Origin of the sequence: Nocardia sp. CA-151230 (genome assembly GCF_050942175.1) — a bacterium.
Lineage (GTDB): Bacteria > Actinomycetota > Actinomycetes > Mycobacteriales > Mycobacteriaceae > Nocardia.
On sequence record NZ_CP192061.1, the window covers coordinates 5,152,578 to 5,170,448 of the forward strand.

Genomic DNA, 17,871 nt, shown 5'->3' on the forward strand with positions numbered 1-17,871 from the left:
GAACCGAGGAGGTCGTGTGCAACTGCCCGTGATGCCACCGGTCAAACCGATGCTGGCCAAATCGGTCTCGGAGCTGCCCCGTGACCCGGGGTTGCTGTTCGAACCGAAATGGGACGGCTTCCGCTGCATCGTCTTCCGCGACGGCGACGAGATCGAACTGGGTTCCCGCAACGACCGGCCCCTGACCCGGTACTTCCCCGAACTGGTGGAACTACTGGGTCGGGCGCTGCCCGACAAGTGCGTGGTGGACGGGGAGATCGTGGTCGTCACCGAGAACGGCCTGGATTTCGACACGCTGCAGAACCGGCTGCATCCGGCGGCGTCCCGGGTGAACAAGCTGGCGGTGCAGACACCGGCCAGCTTCGTCGGCTTCGACCTGCTGGCGCTGGGCGAGCAGGATCTGACCGATCGGCCTTTCGCCGAGCGGCGGCGGATGCTGGAATCCGTGCTCGACGGGCGGGTCCCGGGTACGCATCTGACGCCGATGACCGAGGACCCGCAGGTGGCGGCGGACTGGTTCACCCGGTTCGAGGGCGCGGGGTTCGACGGGGTGATGGCCAAGGCGGCGGATCTGCCGTACCTGCAGGACAAGCGGGTGATGCTCAAGATCAAGCACGAGCGGACCGCCGACTGCGTGGTGGCCGGGTTCCGCTGGCACAAGGACGGGCAGGGGGTGGGGTCGCTGCTGCTGGGGTTGTTCGACGACGAGGGGAATCTGCATCACGTCGGGGTGGCGTCGAGTTTCACCGCGGCGCGCCGCAAGGAGCTGGTGGATGAGCTGGAACCGTTGCGCGAGAACGCGCTCGAGCAGCATCCGTGGCGGTCGTGGGCGGATGCGGCCGCGCAGGCCAAGGCGGACGGGAAGATGCCGGGCGGAGTGAGCCGCTGGACCGGCGGCAAGGATCTGTCGTGGGAGGCGCTGCGCCCGGAGCTGGTGGCCGAGGTGCGCTACGAGCATGTGATGGCGGGCCGGCTGCGGCACGGTGGCCGGCTGGTGCGGTTCCGCACCGACCGCACCCCCGAATCGTGTACCTACGCCCAGCTCGACGAGGTGGCCCCCGCCGAGCTCGCCGACATCTTCGCCGACGCCAGGAACGCGAAAGGGACTGCGCGGTGAGCGATTCGGTGGAGCTCGAGGTGGCCGGGCACACGGTCAGCGTCTCCAATCCGGGCAAGGTGTACTTCTCCAAGCGTGGGGAAACCAAGCTCGATCTGGTGAATTACTATCTGGCCGTGGCCGATCCGATCATGCGGACCATCGGCGGGCGGCCGGTGCTGCTGGAACGGTATCCGGATGGGGCATCGGGTAAGTCCTGGTTCCAGAAGCGGGTGCCCAAGTCGGTGCCGGACTGGTTGCAGACCACGGTGGTGTCGACGCCGAACGGCACCACCAGCGATGCGCTGGTCGCTGTCGACCTGGCGCACATCGTGTGGGCGGTGAACCTGGGCTGCTTGGGTTTTCACGTCTGGCCGACCCATGCCGGCGCCGAGGCCGCCTCCACGTTCCCCCCGGTCACGGATGCGGCCGGTACGGTCCTGCCGCCGACCGGTGTGACCGATGAGTTGCGCATCGATCTGGACCCCTCCCCCGGTATCGGTTTCGACGATCTGCGCGCGGCCGCCTTCGCCACCCGCGCGCTGTGCAGCGAACTGGGCATCGATGTGCGCGTGAAGACCTCCGGCTCGCGGGGTCTGCACCTGTACGCGCTGCTGCAACCGAAGTGGGACGGCTATCAGGTCCGGGCCGCCGCGGTCGCGCTGGCCCGCGAGCTCGAGCGCCGCCACCCCGACCGCATCACGGCCGCCTGGTGGAAGGAGGAGCGCGGTTCGCGGGTGTTCGTCGATTTCAACCAGAATGCCCCGCACAAAACGGTTTTCGGCGCCTGGTGTGTCCGCCCGAAGGTCGGCGCGCAGGTGTCCACCCCGATTTCGTGGGAGGCGCTCGAGGCGATCGTCCCCGACGAGCTGACCATCGCGACGGTCCCGGCCCGGGTCGCCGAACTGGGTGACCCGTGGGCCGATCGTGTCCCCCAGTCCCTGGAACCGCTGCTGGAGATGTCGGAGAAGGACATGGCCGCGGGCCTGATGGACGCGCCCTGGCCGCCGGTCTATCCGAAGATGCCCAACGAGCCGCCGCGCGTGCAGCCGAGCAAGGCCCGCAAGGACGCCGCCGAATAGAGGACACCGCCGAATAGCGGTGTGCTGGTACAGCTCTCACCGCACAGCCCCCGACGAGCCGCACTCGCCGGGGGCTGTCGCGTTGTGTGATGTCTCCTGGTAGCGGACGACGAGTTGTGGCATTACCGTCATCGGCGACAACGCCGACGACTCGGGCTATATCTGGAATGTCGTACTGTCCGAACAGTTTCCGACACACCACCGACAGGCAGGGACATTCGATGGACAGCAATATCGAACGTGTGGCATGGGACCACCCGGCCGCCGCCGCGTACGTGAGTGGCGCCGGTGACGCCGCGGCACTGCTGGGTACCGCGAAGGAGCACGCGCACGCCGTGGCAGGTATCGACCTGTCCGGGCTGGGGACCCTCGGCAACGGGTTCGCGGCGGCCTGGGCGGCGGCCTGGAGCACCCACGGCGCTCACCTGCAGACCGCGTCGGCGCTCACCGGCGCCTACGGCCGGGCCATCACCACGTGGGGGACCGTGCTCGGCGGGGTGGACAGCGAGTCCGCGGCCAGGATTGCGGGTGCGGTCCCCGGCACCGACGAGATCCAGGCGTAGGCCCGTCAGAGGATCAGGGGGACAACCGATATGCAGACCGGCATCCAGGGCGGAGACCTCACCGCGGTGGAGGAACCCGCGCTGGTCACGGCCTTGGTCGCGCCGCTGGTGAAGCTGCGCGCGGCCCTGGGTGACGGGACCCGCCCCGACGGCACGGCCCTGGCGGTGCTGGCCGCGGTGGCGGGCACCGTGCGCGCGGCCGAGGACGCCCACCGCGGCGCGATCACGCAGCTGGCATCCACCGAGACCGCCGCGGCGGCGGTGTCCGTCCTGAAGCGGACAGGCGATGAGGTGGGTGCCCTGGCCGACGTAGCGGAAACCCTTGCGCCGCTGTTGACCTCGGCCTACGCCACCCGCGACGAGGCCGCCGCCGACCTGGACGCCCTCATCGCCGATTTCCGGGCGCAGGCCACGCCGCTGGTGAAAGCCGCACGCTCGCAAGCGGATCTGGACCCGGTGGTGAGCCTGGCCGCGGACTACGTGCGCGACGGGGTGAGCGTGGCCGAAGCCGCCGACGGCCGCATGGACACCCTCACCGCCCGGATCACCACCATCGACCAGGCCGGGGTCACCGTGCCCACCGGCCTGCCGATCGACGACGACATCAGCACACAGCACGACCGACAGGCGGGCACGATCTCATGAATTTGTTCGGCGACCTGCCCGGCTTCGCGGGCGGACCGATCGTGTCCCCGCCCGGTATCCCCGACCCGGCGCCCACGCCCGGCCCCGACGCGGACCCGCCCGATACCGAGGAATTCGAGGTCACCGGCGACATCCGCGATCACAGCTGGGACGAGCTGCCGACCGCGCGGCCCGGCCACCGCACGACCCTGTGGGACGATCCCGAGCACGCCGCGGCCCTGCAGGGCCCGCTGGCGGCCACCGATCCGGTGCTCGGGGCCGAGCCCACCACCGGGGCGGGCACCGCGCACATCGACACGCACACCACCTACCACGAGATCGGAAAGCATTCCGACGCCGAGTATTCGGCGACTCTCACGATCCAGAGCAAGGCCCAGCCATGACCGACCCTGACGTTCCGGTGTTCACCACCACCAGCAGCCACCGCACCATCACCGTCACCGCCACCGACGCCGGCCAGATCATCGAACTCCGTTTCGAGGCCGCCGAATACGGCCGCGGCGCCGCCGGCCTGGCCGCCGAGATCGTGCGCCTGGCCCAACGCTGCACCCTGCTGGCCCGCGCCCGCCGCCGCGAAGCCCTGGCCGCCTTCGGCCTGGCCGACGTACTCCTGGACCGCCTCGGCCTGCCCGACCCCCACACCGTCGCCGCCGAACTCGCCCGCCTGGACGCCCCCACCGCCGATGGCATCCCCCACCGCTGGGTGCGTGCCCTGTGAGCGCCGACATGCAAGCCTTGATCGCTCAGGTCGGCGACCAATTGGAGGCCCTCACCCTCGCCGCCGACGGCCTGTCCGGAGTAACCGGCCTGGCCACCAACCCGGATGGCACCATCACCGCCGAAATAGCCGGCGACGGCACCCTTTCCGCCCTCACCCTGGCCGAATCCCTCACCGCCTACCCACCCGACGAGGCCGCCGTCGCCATCCTCGCCACGATCACCGCAGCCACCGCCGCCGCGGCCCGCCACCGCGCCGACCTCCTGGCCCGCCTCAGCGACTCCCTCACCTAGCCGTGCTGGCTGCCGTCCCCGAACAGCGCGAGCTGACGCGACGAAACGACCGATCCCCCGATCCTGCGCAGGCACCGCGCGCACGTGACCTCCGCCCGGGTCGGTTCCAGCGCAGTCGGCGACCACCCGGCAACACCGGTGTGGCACAACAACTCTGGAACCTCCTCCCCGTCCACCCACTGCCCGAGACCGACCGCGTGCACGGTCCGGCCCGCCCGCACCACCGCATGCACCCCCGGGTCACCGAACACCGCCCGCGCGGCAGAAGCCAAAGGCCCGATATCGGTCATACGGCCAACCATAGAGAAGCCGGCCGACAACCATCGGCCGCCCGACCATCTGGACCCCAACCCCACCCCGGAGAAGAACTCATGGCACATGAACTTGCTGCGATACTCGGTAGATTCGATCTGCTGGCGGAGCTGGCGAAGGAACGGAATCTGCCGGTCGTCGCGCTCCATCAGGGATTCGGCTTGATCCCGCTCACCGATGAAGTGGTCAGTGTTCTTGCCGGCGAACAGGATCATTCGCTCGAGCGCGGTTGTCGCTGGAAGGTGAGTGACCTGTACCCCCTGTTCAACAGCTGGTCGACACGAGGCCCCATCGTCTACGTCACCAATGACGTTCACGCAGGAGTCGGCTCACAGACAGCACTGATGTGGGTAGACGGGCGGGTGGAGTTCGCACAGGAGGGTCAGCCCTACAGCGGGCCGATTTCGATGGCGTTGCTGCGACTTGGTACCTCGGGCGGCCGGCTCGGCCACGACGAATTCGATGTCGTCGGCCTGGGCAGAACCCGCACCACGGACCGCTGGTCGACGCTGGCTGTGCGGGGTTGACCGCACAGCCCCGATCAGGCTGCGGCGGTGCGTTGTTCGGTGGTGGCGGCGGGGTTGCGGGCGGCGCGGAGGATGAGGTGGAGCAGGGCCACGACGAGGGTTTGGTCGAGGGGGCTCCAGGGCAGCGACATGCGGTTGTGGACGAAACCGACGGCGAGGCCGGAGCGGGGGTCGGTCCAGCCGGTGGAGCCGAAGGCGCCCATGTGGCCGTAGCCGCGGGGGGCGCGCGCGGCGGGGAGGCTGTGGAAGCCCAGGTGCCAGAACGGGACCAGCAGGCTGTGGTCGAGGCGGTAGGTGCGGATGCGTTCGAGTTCGCGGACGGTCGGGGTGGACAGGTAGGGGCGGCCGTCGACATAGCCGTCGCAGGCCAGGGCGCTGTACATTTTCGCCAGGGCCGCGGCGGTGCAGACGGCGTTGCCGGCGGGCAGGGCGGTGTCGAGGATGGCGGGGTCGTCGCCGCGGAAGATGGATTCCAGGCCGGGGACGTAGATCGAGGAGAGCGGGGCGCGCAGCAGGCGGGGCAGGCGCGGGACCGCGGCGGCGACCGGCGCCGGGATGCTGCGTTCGGCAAGGGTTTTCAGCGAGCCCACGAGGTGGGCGGGCCGGGTGCGGGACCCGGCGGGCGGGCGGCCCAGGTGGATGCCGTCGACGCCGAGGGGGTCGGCGACCTCGCTGCGGTAGAGCTGGGTCATGTCGCGGCCGGTGAGGGCGCGGGCCAGCCCGCTCATGAGCCAGCCGATGGTGAGGGCGTGGTAGATCGGTGTGCCCAGCAGGTCATCGGGTTTCGCGGCGGCCAGGCGCGCTTCCATGAGTTCGTGGTCGAGGATCTCGCCGGGGGTGGCGGCGGGCAGCGCCGACAGGCCGGCGCGGTGGCTGAGCAGTTCGGTGACGGTGATGCGGGCCTTGCCGTTGGCGGCGAACTCGGGCCAGTATTCGGCGACGGGCGCGGCGTAGTCGAGCAGGCCGCGATCGGCCAGCCTCGCCAGCACGGTCGCGGAGACACCCTTGGAGGCGGAGTAGACCATGGCGCCGGTGTCGGCGCTCCACGCAGTGCCGTGGGTGTCGGCGGTGCCGGCCCAGACATCGACGACCGGTTCGCCGTGCTGGTAGACCGCCAGTGCGCCGCCGTTGCCGCGGCGGCCGGCGAAGACGCGGGCGAAAGTCGTGATGGCGGAATCGAATCGGGGGTCGGCGGTGCCGTGCACCCCGGCGGGCAGTCCGGCGGCGGCGGCGGAGCTGGAGGTCCTCATCGATCCACGGTAGCGGCGCGGCGGCACCCCGACAAGATGTGTCTGGGACAATTTTCGGCGTGGTGGAGAGTTCGGATGTCGGTACCGTCTGCCACAGTGACGGTCATGGATCCGGTGACCTTCCCCGACGCCGCCGCCTTCGACGCCTGGCTCGAAGCCAATCACGCACGCCCGGAAGGGGTTTGGATCCGCATGGCCAAGAAGGGCTCGGGTATCGCCACGCTCACCGAGGACGAGGCGGTCGATGTCGGGCTGTGCTGGGGCTGGATCTCCGGGCAGCGCAAGGCCTTCGACGCCGACCACTACCTGCAGAAGTATGTGCCGCGGCGCCCGCGCAGCCACTGGTCGCAGGTCAATGTCGACAAGGTCGCCCGACTCACCGCCGCCGGGCGCATGCGCGCGCCGGGACTCGCCGAGGTCGAGGCGGCCCGTGCGGACGGGCGGTGGGCGGCGGCCTACCCGTCGCAGGCGAACTTCACGGTGCCGCCGGATCTGGCCGCCGCGCTGGCCGATCGGCCCCGCGCCCGGCAGGCCTTCGACGCCTTGGACCGGACGCGCCAGTATGCGATCGTGCTGGAGTTGCTGCGGGCGAGAACCACGAAAACCCGTGCTTCCCGCCTCGGCAAGGCGCTCGACAGCCTCGAATCACACTGAAACCGGCCGATTCCGGGTGCCGGACAGGCCACGGCACCCGGAATCGGTTCGTGCCGGGTTCGGTTCGGTCCGGGTTCAGTTCAGTCGTTGGGCCAGCAGCGGCGCGAGAGTGCGCAGCACCTGCAGATAGTCCCCGCCGACGACCTGCGGTGCGACATGGTTCGCACCGGCCCGCACGTGTTCGGCCAGCCGGTCGACGATCCGGGCGGCGCTGCCGTGCGCGACGACCGCGTCCACGAACCGGTCGCTGCCGGGCTGGATCAGGTCGGTCTCGTCGAAACCGAAGCGGCGCAGGTTGTTCACGTAGTTGACCAGGCCCAGATAGAACCCGGCCTTCTCGCGGCCGATGACCCGCGCCCGCGCGGCGTCCTCGTCGAGGACCACCTTGTGCTCGGTGACCAGCAGCTTGTCAGGGCCGAGGATGGCGCGCAGCTCGGCAGTGTGCTGGGGCACGGTCAGATACGGCAGGGCGCCGGCGCTGCGGTCGCGCGCGAGTTTCGCCACCCGCGGGCCCAGCGCGGCCAGGGCGCGGCCTTGCTGCGGGACGCCGCGGGCGTCGAGGATGTCGAGGTAGTTCACCAGGGCGTCATAGGGTTTGGTGTAGGTGCCGGTGTGCTCGGGGTGGCCCACGCCGATGCCGAGCAGGAACCGGCCGGGGAATTTCTCCTCGAGCCGCAGGTAGGTGTCCGCGGCCGCCTCGGCGGTGGAGCCCCACACGTTGACAATGCTGGTGGCCACGACGATCGATTCGGATCCGGCGAGCAGTTTCTCGTAACCGTCCCAGTCGGCCGGCGGCGATCCGCCCAGCCAGACCGCGCCGTAGCCGAGGCCTTCGAGTTCACGCACCGCTTCGGGGGTGAACTGCGTGTAGAACTGCCATGCACCGAACTTGCCAAGGTAGTCGAATGCCATATCAGCGGGCAACGCATCAAGATCACGGCGCATTCCCGGCCACGCCGTCGAATTCGGCGCGCGCGGCGAGCACCTCGTCCATGTGGCCCTCGGCCCACCGTTGCAGCCGGGTCAGGATCACCAGCAGGCTCTGCCCGAGCGGGGTCAGCGAATAGTCCACGCGCACCGGTACCTGCGCGGTCATGCGCCGCGCCACCAGGCCGTCGCGTTCGAGGGTGCGCAGGGTCTGGGTGAGCATCTTGTTGCTGACCGCGGCCACCGTCGCGCCGATCTCGCCGTAGCGGCGCGGTCCCGGGCCGAGCGCGGCCAGGATCGGGCAGGTCCACTTGTCGCCGATGGTGTCGAGCATCTGATTGGTGGGGCAGGCGGCGAGGAATACGTTGTACTCGACTTTGGCCTGTTCCCGGCGTTGCGCGGCGGTGGTGGTCGGCATCGTCACTCCCTGGTGCGGGCCCGGCCGCGAGCCCGGATCGACAACTGGCTGTGCAGATACAGCCGACGCGGCGGCGTGCGCATTCCCGCCCACAAGAACCAATTCGAGTCGCGATCCGCGCTCTCGCCGGTGCCCTGGGTACTTTTCGGTGCCTACTGGCCGGGCGCGCGGGCGCCGACCTACGGTGACACCACGCCCCGCACCGCCGGTCACCCGGCACGGCGGCGTTCCACCGGTGGACCTTCATTCCTTCGCAGTCACAGGAGCATTCCCATGCGTGCTGTTGCTTTCTCCCGTTTCGGCGGTCCGGAGGTCCTCGACCTGATCGAGACCCCCGCACCCGTCCCGGGACCGGGTGAGGTGCTGGTGAAAATCGCTGCCGCCCCGGTCAATCCGGTCGATATCGGGGCGCGGGCCGGGGCGTTGGCCGCGCTGCTGCCCGAGCGCGACCATTACGTGCCCGGCGTCGAATTCTCCGGCTGGATCGAGGCCGCCGGTCCGGGTGTGGCCGATGCCGAGCCCGGGCGGCCGGTGGTCGGGCTGATTCCGTGGCTGGCCACGGTCGACGGCGCCTACGCCGAGTACGTGACGATCGCGGCCGATCTGGTCGCGGCCGCCCCGACCGGTGTCGATCCGACCGCCGCGGCGACCCTGCCGCTCAATGCGATCACCGCGGACCTGGCCGTGGCGGCGGCCCCCGGAGCCCGGGTGCTGGTGACCGGCGCGGCCGGTGGAGTCGGCGGATACGCGGTGCAGTTGGCCGCGGCACGGGGAGCGACGGTGATCGCCGTGGCCGGGCCCGGCGACGAGGACCTGGTGAAGTCACTGGGTGCGAGCGAATTCGCCGCGCGCGGTGAGGATCTGGCGCTGCGTGTGGGTGCGGGCAGCGTCGACGCCGTCATCGATGCCGCGCTGGTGGGTGCGTCACTGCTGCCGCTGGTGCGCGCCGGCGGCGCGTTCGTGGCGTTGCTGCCGCCGGTGACCCCGCCCGCCGAGCGCGGGATCACGGTGACGACGGTGCAGCAAACCCCCGACGGCCGCCGCCTGGCCGAGCTGGTGGATCTGGTCGAGGCGGGCACGCTCACGCTGCGGGTCGCGGAGACCTTCCCGCTCGCCGAGGCCGCCGCCGCGCACGCCCGCTTCGAGAAGGGCGGGCTGCGCGGGCGGCTGGTGCTGCTCCCCTAGGCGGCTTCGGGCCGGCCCTGGGCGCGGAATTGTCCGGGCGCCACCCCGAATTCGCGTTTGAAGGCTTTGGCGAACGCGTATTCGGAGGTGTAGCCGGACTTTTCCGCGACCACCCGCAGCAGTGCGTCGGACTCGCGCAGCAGCCGCGCCGCGCAGGTCATGCGCCACCACGTCAGGTAGGTCAGGGGGCCGGTGCCGAGGGTGGCGGTGAAGCGTTGCGCGAACACCGAACGCGACACCCCGGCGCGGGCCGCGAGGGACTGCACCGTCCACGGCGCGCCCGGCTCGGCGTGAATGACCTGCAGGGCGGTGTGCACGGCCGGATCACGCAGTGCCGCAACCCATCCCGTGTCGGTGGGGTGGGCGTCGTGCCAGGCGCGCAGCATGAACAACAACAGCACCTCCAGCAGCGGCGCGATGGCCCCGGACCCGTCCTGGGTGTCGAGCTCGTGGCCGAGCAGATCGATGGCGCTGCGCAACGGGCTGTGGTGGCCGACGCGGGCGGGCAGATGGATCACATCGGGCAGCTCCGCCAGCGCGGGGTGCGCGCGTGCATCGTCGAGAGAATAGGCGCCGCACAGCAATACGGTCGCCGCACCGGACTCGCGCGCGGTGCGTCCGGGGTCGGGGCTGTCGGCGATGGCGTGGCCACGGCTGCGCGGCATGAACGCCACATCGCCGACCTGCAGGTGCACCGGTTCCCCGCCGTCGGGCAGCAGCCAGCACGAACCCTGCAGCACCACATGGAATCCGGCGCTGTTGCCCTGCGCCGGGAAGTGCGTGCGCCAGGGCGCGTACTTGACGGTCCGGTTGGAGTGCGGGGTGCCCAGCCGCATCGCGGCGACCGCGTCGCTGAGAATGTCCACCACCCCACCGTACCGGCAGCACCGGCCGGTCCGGACGATCGGATATCAGGGCCGGAGTTCCGAGCATGGATCGTCCGGACCGGACTCCATAGCGTGAATTGCGAGCCGATTCCCGGTTCGTGTCCCTTCACTCGATGGAGTTGTCTCCCATGCGTATTGCCGTACACGGCGCCAGCGGCTTCACCGGTTCCCTCGTCGTGGCCGAGCTCGTCCGCCGCGACCTCACCCCGGTCCTGGTCGGCCGCGACCCGGACCGCCTGCGCCGCATCGCCGACCAGGCCGCCATTCCCGACGCCGAGATCCACATCGCCCACCTCGACGACACCGCGGCCCTCACCGCCGCGTTCGCCGGAACCGACGCCGTGATCAATGCCGCCGGACCCTTCACGCTCTGGGGCGAACCGGTCGTGCGGGCCGCGATCGCCGCGCGCCGCCCCTACATCGACACCACCGGCGAACCCGCCTACCTGCACAAGATCCTCACCACTTACGACGAACCCGCGAAACAGGCCGCGATCGCGGTCGTTCCGGCCGTCACCGACGACGGCGTGCCCGGCGACCTCATCGCCGCACTGACCGCCGCCCGCCTCACGGCCCCGATCGGCGAGGTCGTCATCGCCGACCTGCGCCGCCCCGGCGCCGCATCCCGGGGCACCGCACGCTCGATGGCCGCCATCATGGTCGACGAGCAGATCGAATACCGGTCCGGCAGCTGGCAATCGGTGCAGGAACCGCCGTCCACGATGCTCGAGCCCGGCGAGACCGAACCGGTGCCGATGAGCCCCATCGCCCTGCCCGGCGTCTACACGATCCCCCGCCACGTCGCGACCCCGCACGTGCGCGGCGTGATCCGCGGTGAAGTCGGGGACCTGTTCGCGTCCCTGAATTCCGAAGTCGCCGAGACCCTTCCGGAAGTCCCCGACCCGGCCGTGCTCGACACCGCCCGCTGGTTCATGCTCGCCGAGGCCACCGGCGTGGACGGCCGGCGCGCCCGCGGGTGGGTGACCGGGGTCAACGCCTACGCCTCCACCGCGGTCATCGCCGTGGAGGCCGCGCGCCGGCTCGTCGCCGACGGCGCCCCGGCCGGAACCCTCGCCCCCGCACAGGCCTTCGACGCCGCGAGCTTCCTCGACCACCTCGCCACCACCGGGGTGACCTGGCAGGTCGAGGAGCTCGCCGCCGTCTGAACTCCGTGCCCCGCACGGGAATCAGTGCCCGGCGTCGACCTTCGGGAAGGTGTCGCTGACCAGCGTGAGCAGCGCGTCCGCGAGCAGGTGGTGCACCTGCTCGCGGGACAGGCTGCCGCGCACGATCCACTCGCGCCCGGCCGCCTTCACCAGCCCGCCGTAACAGCGCACCAGCGCCCGCAATTCGGCCGAGTGCAGCGACTCGCTCAGCCCCATCATCTGGACCATGCGGTCGGCCGCGGCGTAGTCGGCCTCGTCGAGGATGCGCTGCACCTCGGGGTCGTCGCCGACGCCCTCGTGCCCGGTGACCTTGACCCACGTGCTGCCGTGCTCACCGATGGTGTCCAGCAGCCACGAGACGCTGGCGTCCACCCGGTCCCGGGTGGTCCCGGCGGGCACGATCATCTTCTCCGGCCGCGGCAGCGTCACCATCCGCCGCACCACCGCGAGATACAGATCGCGCTTGTTGCCGAAGTAGTGATTGATCAGCCCGCGCGCCACCCCGGCCCGCTGGGCCAGCTCGGCGGTGGACACGGCCGCGTACGGGCGCTCGCCGAACATGTCGATGGCACAGGACAGGATCTGCGCGCGGCGTTCGTCGGGTTCGAGCCGGCGACGGCGCGAGGGCGCGTCCCCCGCGTCCTCGGACGCGGGCGGCTCGATGGTGGTGTCGATATCAGAGTGAGCGGGCAATGAGATCCTTCATCACCTCGTTGGCTCCCGCGAGGATTCGCAGGACCCGAGCGCCGGTGTACAGCTGGGAAATCGGGTATTCGGTCATGTATCCATAGCCGCCGAAGAACTGCAGGCAGCGATCCACCACATTACCGAGTTGGTCGGTCAACCAGTATTTCGACATGGCCGCGGTGGGGATGTCCAGCTCACCACGCAGATGCTTGGTGATGCAGTCGTCGAGGAACACGCGCCCGACCTTGGCGATGGTCGCGCACTCCGCGAGCTCGAAACGGGTGTTTTGCATGGCGAACAGCGGCTTGCCGAACGCCTCGCGGCCCTTGGTGTAGTCGACGGTCAGCTCGACCGCCTTCTCGGTCATCGCCACCGCCATGATCGCGGTGACCAGCCGTTCCTGGGCCAGCATCTGCATCATCTGATAGAAACCCTGGCCCTCGGCCGGGCCCAGCAGGTTCGACACCGGCACCCGCAGGCCGTCGAAGAACAGCTCGGCGGTGTCCTGCGCCTTGCCGCCGATCTTGGACAGGATGCGGCCGCGGGTGAATCCCGCAGTGTCGTCGCCCACTTCGGCGAAGATCAGCGAGACACCGGCCGCGCCCAGGGCGGGGTCGGTCTTGCAGGCGATGATGATGCCGTCGCACAGCCACCCGTTGGAGATGAAGATCTTCGAGCCGGTGATCACGTACTCGTCGCCCTCACGCACCGCGCGGGTCTTGATGTTCTGCAGGTCCGAGCCGGTCCCCGGTTCGGTCATGCCGATCGAGAGCACCATCTCGCCACTGGCCGCCTTCGGCAGCACCCGCGTCTTGAGTTCCTCGGACCCGAACTCGTGAAGGTAGGGCGCGATGATCGAGGAGTGCACCGGCATGCCCAGTGAACCGTCACCACAGTGCGCCTGGGCCTCGATGATCGCCGCCTCGTGGGCGAAAGTGCCACCGCCACCACCGTATTCGGACGGGATGGCCGCGCACAGCAGGCCCAGTTCACCGGCGCGGTTGTAGAGCGCGCGGTCGGGATGCCCCTGGGCGATGAACTTCTCCTCGTGCGGAATCACCTCCTTCTCGAAGAAGGTGGTCGCCAATCCTCGTACCGCCTCGACCTCGTCGTCGCTCCATGCGGGGCGTGCCATCGTCCGATCCTCGCTTGCCTGAAAAGGGTGCGCGTCAGCGCCTCGCCCCTCAGCGTGCACGGCTATTGGCGGTGTGTCAACAATGCGTCAACAATCGCCCGACCGGGACTGATTCACCTCGGCCAAGGTCGAGAAGATCGGCGTGTCCGCATCCGCCTCGATCCCCTGCCGCCGCAGGAACCCATCGATGAGCCCCCACACCAGCTCCGTCGCCCGCTCCACGAACTCCGCGGTCTGCTCACCCGACGGTGTATCCGAATCCGACAACCACAGATCCGTCATCGACACCAGCGCCCCCACCAGCGCCCGCGACAGATAATCCAGCCCCGCGGTATCCAGGGGCACCGCCTCGGCCACCGACCGCGCCAGCTTCTCCAGCCGCCGCGCCGCATCCCGGCCCAGATCCAGTTGCAGCACACCGGCTCCCGACTGCTGCACCACCGGCGCCTGCCCCAGATACCGGAACACGTTGGGATGCTCCAGAATCCCCCGCGCATACTCGGTGAAGATCCGCCGCAACGCCGTCCGCGGCGGCTGCAGCATCAACGTCATATCCGCACCCGCCGCCGCGAACGCCTGCCGCGACATGCGCGCCGCGATCTCGGTGAACAGATCCCCCTTGTCGGCGAACTGCCGGTACAGCCGCGGCTTGGTGATCTGCGCTTCCCGCGCGATGTCATTCATGCTCGGGCGCGGACCCGCCCGATCGATCACCCGGATCGCCGCGTCCACGATGTCCTCGCGGGTCACCAGCCGGGTCCCGGCACTGCTACGAGCCACGGGCGAAGTGTACACGTACCGCCGGTACGCCACCCGGGTCGGTCACACCAGCCCAACAATCTCACGGTCACCCGGCCATTCACGTGACACAGGCCACAGCCGAGGTCAACAATCCCGCATTGATTTCCCACAGACCGTACTGCCAGTATCGAATGCCGTACCGGCAGTACGCCCCAACGGAGAGACGCCGATGTCCCACGCAGCACGCCAACTCAGCCACACCCTGCGGGCACCCCTGCCCGACGCCTTCGGCCAGCTCTCCGACACCGACCTGGCCGAACTCGACCGCCACCTCCAGGCCACCATGGTCCGCCGCCGCGAAACCCTCGACGCCGCCATCGGCTCCTCCCTCGACTTCGTCCCGCGCCTCATGCGCCCGGCCATCAAGAAGGCCCTCGGACTATGAGCGAACACCTCGTCGCCGTCGCCGAGATCACCAAACTCGCACGCCTGCTCGGCATCACCGACCCCACCGAACTCGACTTCCTCGCCGACCTGCCGCCCACCGCCCTCCGCGAATACCGCGAACGCGTCACCGACCGACTCTTCGATCGAGACACCCAGCGCCTCCAAGGAATCGCCACCGCCAGCAAGATCGTCCCCGTCGGGATCAGCGCCAAAATCGCCGAACGCGCCTTCGGACCGCTGCTCTGCGCCACCGTCGCCAGCGCCGTCGAACCCCAGCGCGCCGTCGACATCGCCAAAGCACTCGGCTCCACCTTCCTCGCCGAATGCGCCGTCCAACTCGACCCCCGCCGCACCGCCGCCATCATCGCCGCCGTGCCGCCCACAATGGTCACCGACGTTGCGCGGGAACTGCTTTCGCACGGCGACCACATCACCATGGGCCGCTTCGTCCACGTCGTACCCGAACCCGCCCTGCGCGCCGCCGCCCCCGTCATGAGCGACGCCGACCTGCTGCGCATCGGATTCCTCCTCGAGGACAAGACCGCCATCGACAACGTCCTGCACGTCGTCGCCGACCGCGTCCCCGGCGTCATCCGCGCCGCCTACGACAACCAGATGTGGGCCGAAGGCATCGACCTGCTCGACTCCATCGCACCCCACAACCGCGCCTGGATCGGCGACATCACCGCCGCCCTCGGCGGCGACGTCCTCGACGCCCTCATCACCGCCGTCGCCGAACTCGACGCCTGGTCCACGCTGCTCCCCCTCACCAGCGCCATGAGCCACGACAGCCTGCGCCTGCTCGCCGAACGACCCACCGTCCACACCGACACCGTGCTCGCCGCCATCATGGACGCCGCCCTCGACGGCGGACAATGGGTCGACCTGCTGCCCCTCGCCGCCCACCTGCCCGACCCCCAGCTCGCCTTCATCGCCACCCGCGTCGGCGAACAGAACGACGACCGCCTCGCCGACCTCATCCGCGACGCCCACACCGCCGGCCTCTGGACCGCCATGATCCCCGTCGCGCTCGCCCTCACCGACGACAACCGCCGCCGCATGGCCGGCCTGCCCGTCATGACCGAACCCGACATCCTCAGCGCCGTCATCACCGCCACCGCCGACAACGACCTCTGGTCCCAGGCGCTGCCACTCGTCGACGCCCTCCCCGACACCACCAAACCCACCCTCGCCGCCCTCATCGGCGACCTCACTCGAGAACAACTCCTCACCGCCGTCCTCACCGCGGCCCGCGACGACAACATCCACACCCTCGTCGACCTCGCCCTCGCACAGGACCACGCGGGCCGCACCCGCGTCCTGACCCTCATCGACGACATGGACGACACCGAGGAATTCCTCACCGCCCTCACCCCCGACACCCCGGACACGGTGTGGCAGGCCCTCGTTCAGGTCCGCGACGACATCCCCGCCCGCCTGCAAACCCTGCTCGCCGAACGCGCCCGCGAACTCGGCCGCGACGACGACGCCGGCAACCTCGCACCCCTCGACACCACAGCCAACTGACCGCACCCCACCCCCACAACGCCCGGCCCCGCAACGGCCGGGCGTTTCCCATGTCCGGCCCTTTGAGAGAATGGCTCGTCCACCACCGCGCGCACGAAGGATCACCACAGCTTCCGATGGCCGAGCAGACCACCCCGGCACCACAGTCCGACGCACCGGCCATCGACCCCGGCGACCTGGCCATCTGCCTGCGCGTCCTCGAACAGGCCGGACAGCTCGACAAGGAACACCCGGACTCCCTCACCGTGCAGCGGGCCGTCGCGCACATGTTCAAGAAGTTCAAGCGCAACAAGCGCATCGCCGCCCGCGACGCCGTCTCCGAAGCCGACCGCGAAGTCGTGGCCGCCACCGCCACCGGCTCACCCAACCGCATCGACGACGAAACCGCTGGCATCCCGATCAGCTCCACCACCACCGGAGCCAGCGCCGGGACCCTGCTGCGACCGCGCCCCTGCTACATATGCAAACAGCGCTATACCCGCGTGGACGCCTTCTACCACCAGCTCTGCCCCGACTGCGCCACCAAGAGCCACGCCAAACGCGACGCCCGCACCGACCTCACCGGCAAACGCGCCCTCCTCACCGGCGGCCGCGCCAAGATCGGCATGTACATCGCCCTGCGCCTGCTCCGCGACGGCGCACACACCACCATCACCACCCGCTTCCCCAACGACGCCATCCGCCGCTTCGCCGCCCAGCCCGACAGCGCCGACTGGCTGCACCGACTCCGCATCGTCGGCATCGACCTCCGCGACCCCGCACAGGTCGTCGCACTCGCCGACGACATTGCCGCACAGGGCCCACTCGACATCCTCATCAACAACGCCGCACAGACCGTGCGCCGCACCGCCGGCGCCTACAGCGCCCTGGTCGAAGCCGAGAACGGGCCCCTGCCCGCAGGCGAACTGCCCGACGTGATCAGCTTCGGCAAGACCATGCAGGCGCACCCCACCGCACTCACCGCCTCCCTCACACCCGACCTCACCGCGGCCGACATCACCGACCTCGCCCTCGTCGCCGGATCGGCCACGCCGGAACGCATTTCACAGGGTGTCGCCATCGACGCGGGCGGACTCGTCCCCGACCTCGCCCACACCAACAGCTGGGTCCAGACAGTCGGCGAGGTCGAGGCCACCGAACTGCTCGAAGTGCAGCTGTGCAACTCGGTGGCGCCGTTCATCCTCATCTCCCGGCTGCGCCCATCCATGGCCGCGGCATCGGCCCGGCGCAAGTACGTCGTGAATGTGTCCGCCATGGAAGGCGTTTTCGCCCGCGGCTACAAGGGCGCCGGCCACCCGCACACCAATATGGCCAAGGCCGCACTCAACATGCTGACCCGCACCAGCGCGCGCGAGATGTTCGAGGGCGACAAGATCCTGATGACCGCCGTCGACACCGGCTGGATCACCGACGAGCGGCCGCACTACACCAAGATCCGCCTGGCCGAGGAAGGCTTCCACGCCCCCCTCGACCTGGTCGACGGCGCGGCCCGTGTGTACGACCCGATCGTGCGCGGCGAAGCCGGCGACGACCTCTACGGGTGCTTCCTCAAGGACTACGAACCCTCCAACTGGTAATTCACCCCACCTGGACCTGACCGCCCCCTCCTCT

The 17,871-nt window shown here is 69.9% G+C and carries 22 protein-coding genes; 14 read left to right on the forward strand and 8 right to left on the reverse strand.

Annotation, left to right across the window (positions count from 1 at the left end; translation table 11 throughout):
- The first annotated feature begins 16 nt into the window (after positions 1 to 16).
- From ACQP1O_RS24515 to ACQP1O_RS24545, 7 genes are all read left to right on the forward strand, one after another.
- A complete protein-coding gene (locus ACQP1O_RS24515) occupies positions 17 to 1,117 on the forward strand; it encodes an ATP-dependent DNA ligase (protein WP_433560819.1) in 1,101 nt (366 codons plus the stop codon).
- Positions 1,114 to 2,178, forward strand: a complete 1,065-nt coding sequence (locus ACQP1O_RS24520; RefSeq protein ID WP_433560820.1) for a DNA polymerase domain-containing protein — start codon at positions 1,114 to 1,116, stop codon at positions 2,176 to 2,178. Before ACQP1O_RS24515 ends, ACQP1O_RS24520 begins: the two co-directional genes overlap by 4 nt.
- Positions 2,179 to 2,399: 221 nt before the next feature.
- Positions 2,400 to 2,741: a hypothetical protein gene (locus tag ACQP1O_RS24525; RefSeq protein ID WP_433560821.1), complete on the forward strand. Its 342-nt coding sequence runs from the start codon at positions 2,400 to 2,402 to the stop codon at positions 2,739 to 2,741.
- 30 nt (positions 2,742 to 2,771) lie between these two features.
- Positions 2,772 to 3,386 (forward strand): hypothetical protein, encoded by a 615-nt coding sequence (locus tag ACQP1O_RS24530; RefSeq protein ID WP_433560822.1) that lies wholly within the window; start codon positions 2,772 to 2,774, stop codon positions 3,384 to 3,386.
- The gene (locus tag ACQP1O_RS24535; protein WP_433560823.1) at positions 3,383 to 3,769 is read left to right on the forward strand and encodes a hypothetical protein; all 387 of its coding nucleotides are present in this window, start codon (positions 3,383 to 3,385) and stop codon (positions 3,767 to 3,769) included. The genes ACQP1O_RS24530 and ACQP1O_RS24535 overlap by 4 nt, the downstream gene beginning before the upstream one ends.
- Positions 3,766 to 4,104, forward strand: a complete 339-nt coding sequence (locus ACQP1O_RS24540; protein WP_433560824.1) for a hypothetical protein — start codon at positions 3,766 to 3,768, stop codon at positions 4,102 to 4,104. Before ACQP1O_RS24535 ends, ACQP1O_RS24540 begins: the two co-directional genes overlap by 4 nt.
- Positions 4,101 to 4,397: a YbaB/EbfC family nucleoid-associated protein gene (locus tag ACQP1O_RS24545; RefSeq protein ID WP_433560825.1), complete on the forward strand. Its 297-nt coding sequence runs from the start codon at positions 4,101 to 4,103 to the stop codon at positions 4,395 to 4,397. Before ACQP1O_RS24540 ends, ACQP1O_RS24545 begins: the two co-directional genes overlap by 4 nt.
- Here ACQP1O_RS24545 and ACQP1O_RS24550 read toward each other — a convergent pair.
- Positions 4,394 to 4,924: a hypothetical protein gene (locus ACQP1O_RS24550; protein WP_433560826.1), complete on the reverse strand. Its 531-nt coding sequence runs from the start codon at positions 4,922 to 4,924 to the stop codon at positions 4,394 to 4,396. The two genes, ACQP1O_RS24545 and ACQP1O_RS24550, sit on opposite strands and share 4 nt — an antisense overlap.
- Before the next feature lie 27 nt (positions 4,925 to 4,951).
- Here ACQP1O_RS24550 and ACQP1O_RS24555 point away from each other — a divergent pair, with 27 nt between their 5' ends.
- Entirely contained in the window at positions 4,952 to 5,236 is a 285-nt protein-coding gene (locus ACQP1O_RS24555; RefSeq protein WP_433560827.1) for a hypothetical protein, read from the forward strand.
- Between the two features lie 14 nt (positions 5,237 to 5,250).
- Here the strand turns inward: ACQP1O_RS24555 and ACQP1O_RS24560 are convergent, their stop codons facing one another.
- Complete coding sequence (locus tag ACQP1O_RS24560) at positions 5,251 to 6,486, reverse strand: serine hydrolase domain-containing protein (protein ID WP_433560828.1); 1,236 nt, start codon at positions 6,484 to 6,486, stop codon at positions 5,251 to 5,253.
- 75 nt (positions 6,487 to 6,561) lie between these two features.
- Here ACQP1O_RS24560 and ACQP1O_RS24565 point away from each other — a divergent pair, with 75 nt between their 5' ends.
- Positions 6,562 to 7,140 carry a YdeI/OmpD-associated family protein gene (locus ACQP1O_RS24565; RefSeq protein WP_433560829.1) on the forward strand — a complete coding sequence of 193 codons (579 nt, stop codon included), beginning with the start codon at positions 6,562 to 6,564 and terminating at the stop codon, positions 7,138 to 7,140.
- A 75-nt stretch (positions 7,141 to 7,215) separates the two neighbouring features.
- Here the strand turns inward: ACQP1O_RS24565 and ACQP1O_RS24570 are convergent, their stop codons facing one another.
- Together ACQP1O_RS24570 and ACQP1O_RS24575 are read right to left on the reverse strand one after the other, a co-directional pair.
- A complete protein-coding gene (locus ACQP1O_RS24570; protein ID WP_433567773.1) occupies positions 7,216 to 8,052 on the reverse strand; it encodes an LLM class F420-dependent oxidoreductase in 837 nt (278 codons plus the stop codon).
- A gap of 22 nt (positions 8,053 to 8,074) precedes the next feature.
- The gene (locus ACQP1O_RS24575; RefSeq protein ID WP_433560830.1) at positions 8,075 to 8,485 is read right to left on the reverse strand and encodes a winged helix-turn-helix transcriptional regulator; all 411 of its coding nucleotides are present in this window, start codon (positions 8,483 to 8,485) and stop codon (positions 8,075 to 8,077) included.
- A 273-nt stretch (positions 8,486 to 8,758) separates the two neighbouring features.
- On the opposite strand from ACQP1O_RS24575, the gene ACQP1O_RS24580 reads away from it, so the two are divergent.
- Positions 8,759 to 9,670, forward strand: coding sequence for an NADP-dependent oxidoreductase (locus ACQP1O_RS24580; RefSeq protein ID WP_433560831.1), 912 nt, complete (start codon positions 8,759 to 8,761; stop codon positions 9,668 to 9,670).
- Here ACQP1O_RS24580 and ACQP1O_RS24585 read toward each other — a convergent pair.
- Positions 9,667 to 10,536, reverse strand: a complete 870-nt coding sequence (locus ACQP1O_RS24585) for an AraC family transcriptional regulator (RefSeq protein ID WP_433560832.1) — start codon at positions 10,534 to 10,536, stop codon at positions 9,667 to 9,669. The two genes, ACQP1O_RS24580 and ACQP1O_RS24585, sit on opposite strands and share 4 nt — an antisense overlap.
- Positions 10,537 to 10,685: 149 nt before the next feature.
- Here ACQP1O_RS24585 and ACQP1O_RS24590 point away from each other — a divergent pair, with 149 nt between their 5' ends.
- Positions 10,686 to 11,723: a saccharopine dehydrogenase family protein gene (locus ACQP1O_RS24590; protein ID WP_433560833.1), complete on the forward strand. Its 1,038-nt coding sequence runs from the start codon at positions 10,686 to 10,688 to the stop codon at positions 11,721 to 11,723.
- Between the two features lie 21 nt (positions 11,724 to 11,744).
- Here the strand turns inward: ACQP1O_RS24590 and ACQP1O_RS24595 are convergent, their stop codons facing one another.
- The 3 genes from ACQP1O_RS24595 to ACQP1O_RS24605 form a co-directional block, all read right to left on the reverse strand.
- Complete coding sequence (locus ACQP1O_RS24595) at positions 11,745 to 12,416, reverse strand: TetR/AcrR family transcriptional regulator (RefSeq protein WP_433560834.1); 672 nt, start codon at positions 12,414 to 12,416, stop codon at positions 11,745 to 11,747.
- On the reverse strand, positions 12,400 to 13,545 hold the full coding sequence (locus ACQP1O_RS24600; RefSeq protein ID WP_433560835.1) for an acyl-CoA dehydrogenase family protein: 1,146 nt from the start codon (positions 13,543 to 13,545) through the stop codon (positions 12,400 to 12,402). Before ACQP1O_RS24600 ends, ACQP1O_RS24595 begins: the two co-directional genes overlap by 17 nt.
- A gap of 87 nt (positions 13,546 to 13,632) precedes the next feature.
- Positions 13,633 to 14,325 carry a TetR/AcrR family transcriptional regulator gene (locus tag ACQP1O_RS24605; RefSeq protein ID WP_433560836.1) on the reverse strand — a complete coding sequence of 231 codons (693 nt, stop codon included), beginning with the start codon at positions 14,323 to 14,325 and terminating at the stop codon, positions 13,633 to 13,635.
- 190 nt (positions 14,326 to 14,515) lie between these two features.
- Between ACQP1O_RS24605 and ACQP1O_RS24610 the strand changes: the two genes are divergently transcribed.
- The 3 genes from ACQP1O_RS24610 to ACQP1O_RS24620 all read left to right on the forward strand — a co-directional run bounded on the left by ACQP1O_RS24610 (position 14,516) and on the right by ACQP1O_RS24620 (position 17,837).
- Complete coding sequence (locus tag ACQP1O_RS24610; RefSeq protein WP_433560837.1) at positions 14,516 to 14,731, forward strand: hypothetical protein; 216 nt, start codon at positions 14,516 to 14,518, stop codon at positions 14,729 to 14,731.
- Entirely contained in the window at positions 14,728 to 16,260 is a 1,533-nt protein-coding gene (locus ACQP1O_RS24615; RefSeq protein ID WP_433560838.1) for a hypothetical protein, read from the forward strand. Before ACQP1O_RS24610 ends, ACQP1O_RS24615 begins: the two co-directional genes overlap by 4 nt.
- Positions 16,261 to 16,376: 116 nt before the next feature.
- Entirely contained in the window at positions 16,377 to 17,837 is a 1,461-nt protein-coding gene (locus ACQP1O_RS24620; protein WP_433560839.1) for an SDR family NAD(P)-dependent oxidoreductase, read from the forward strand.
- Positions 17,838 to 17,871: the final 34 nt, after the last annotated feature.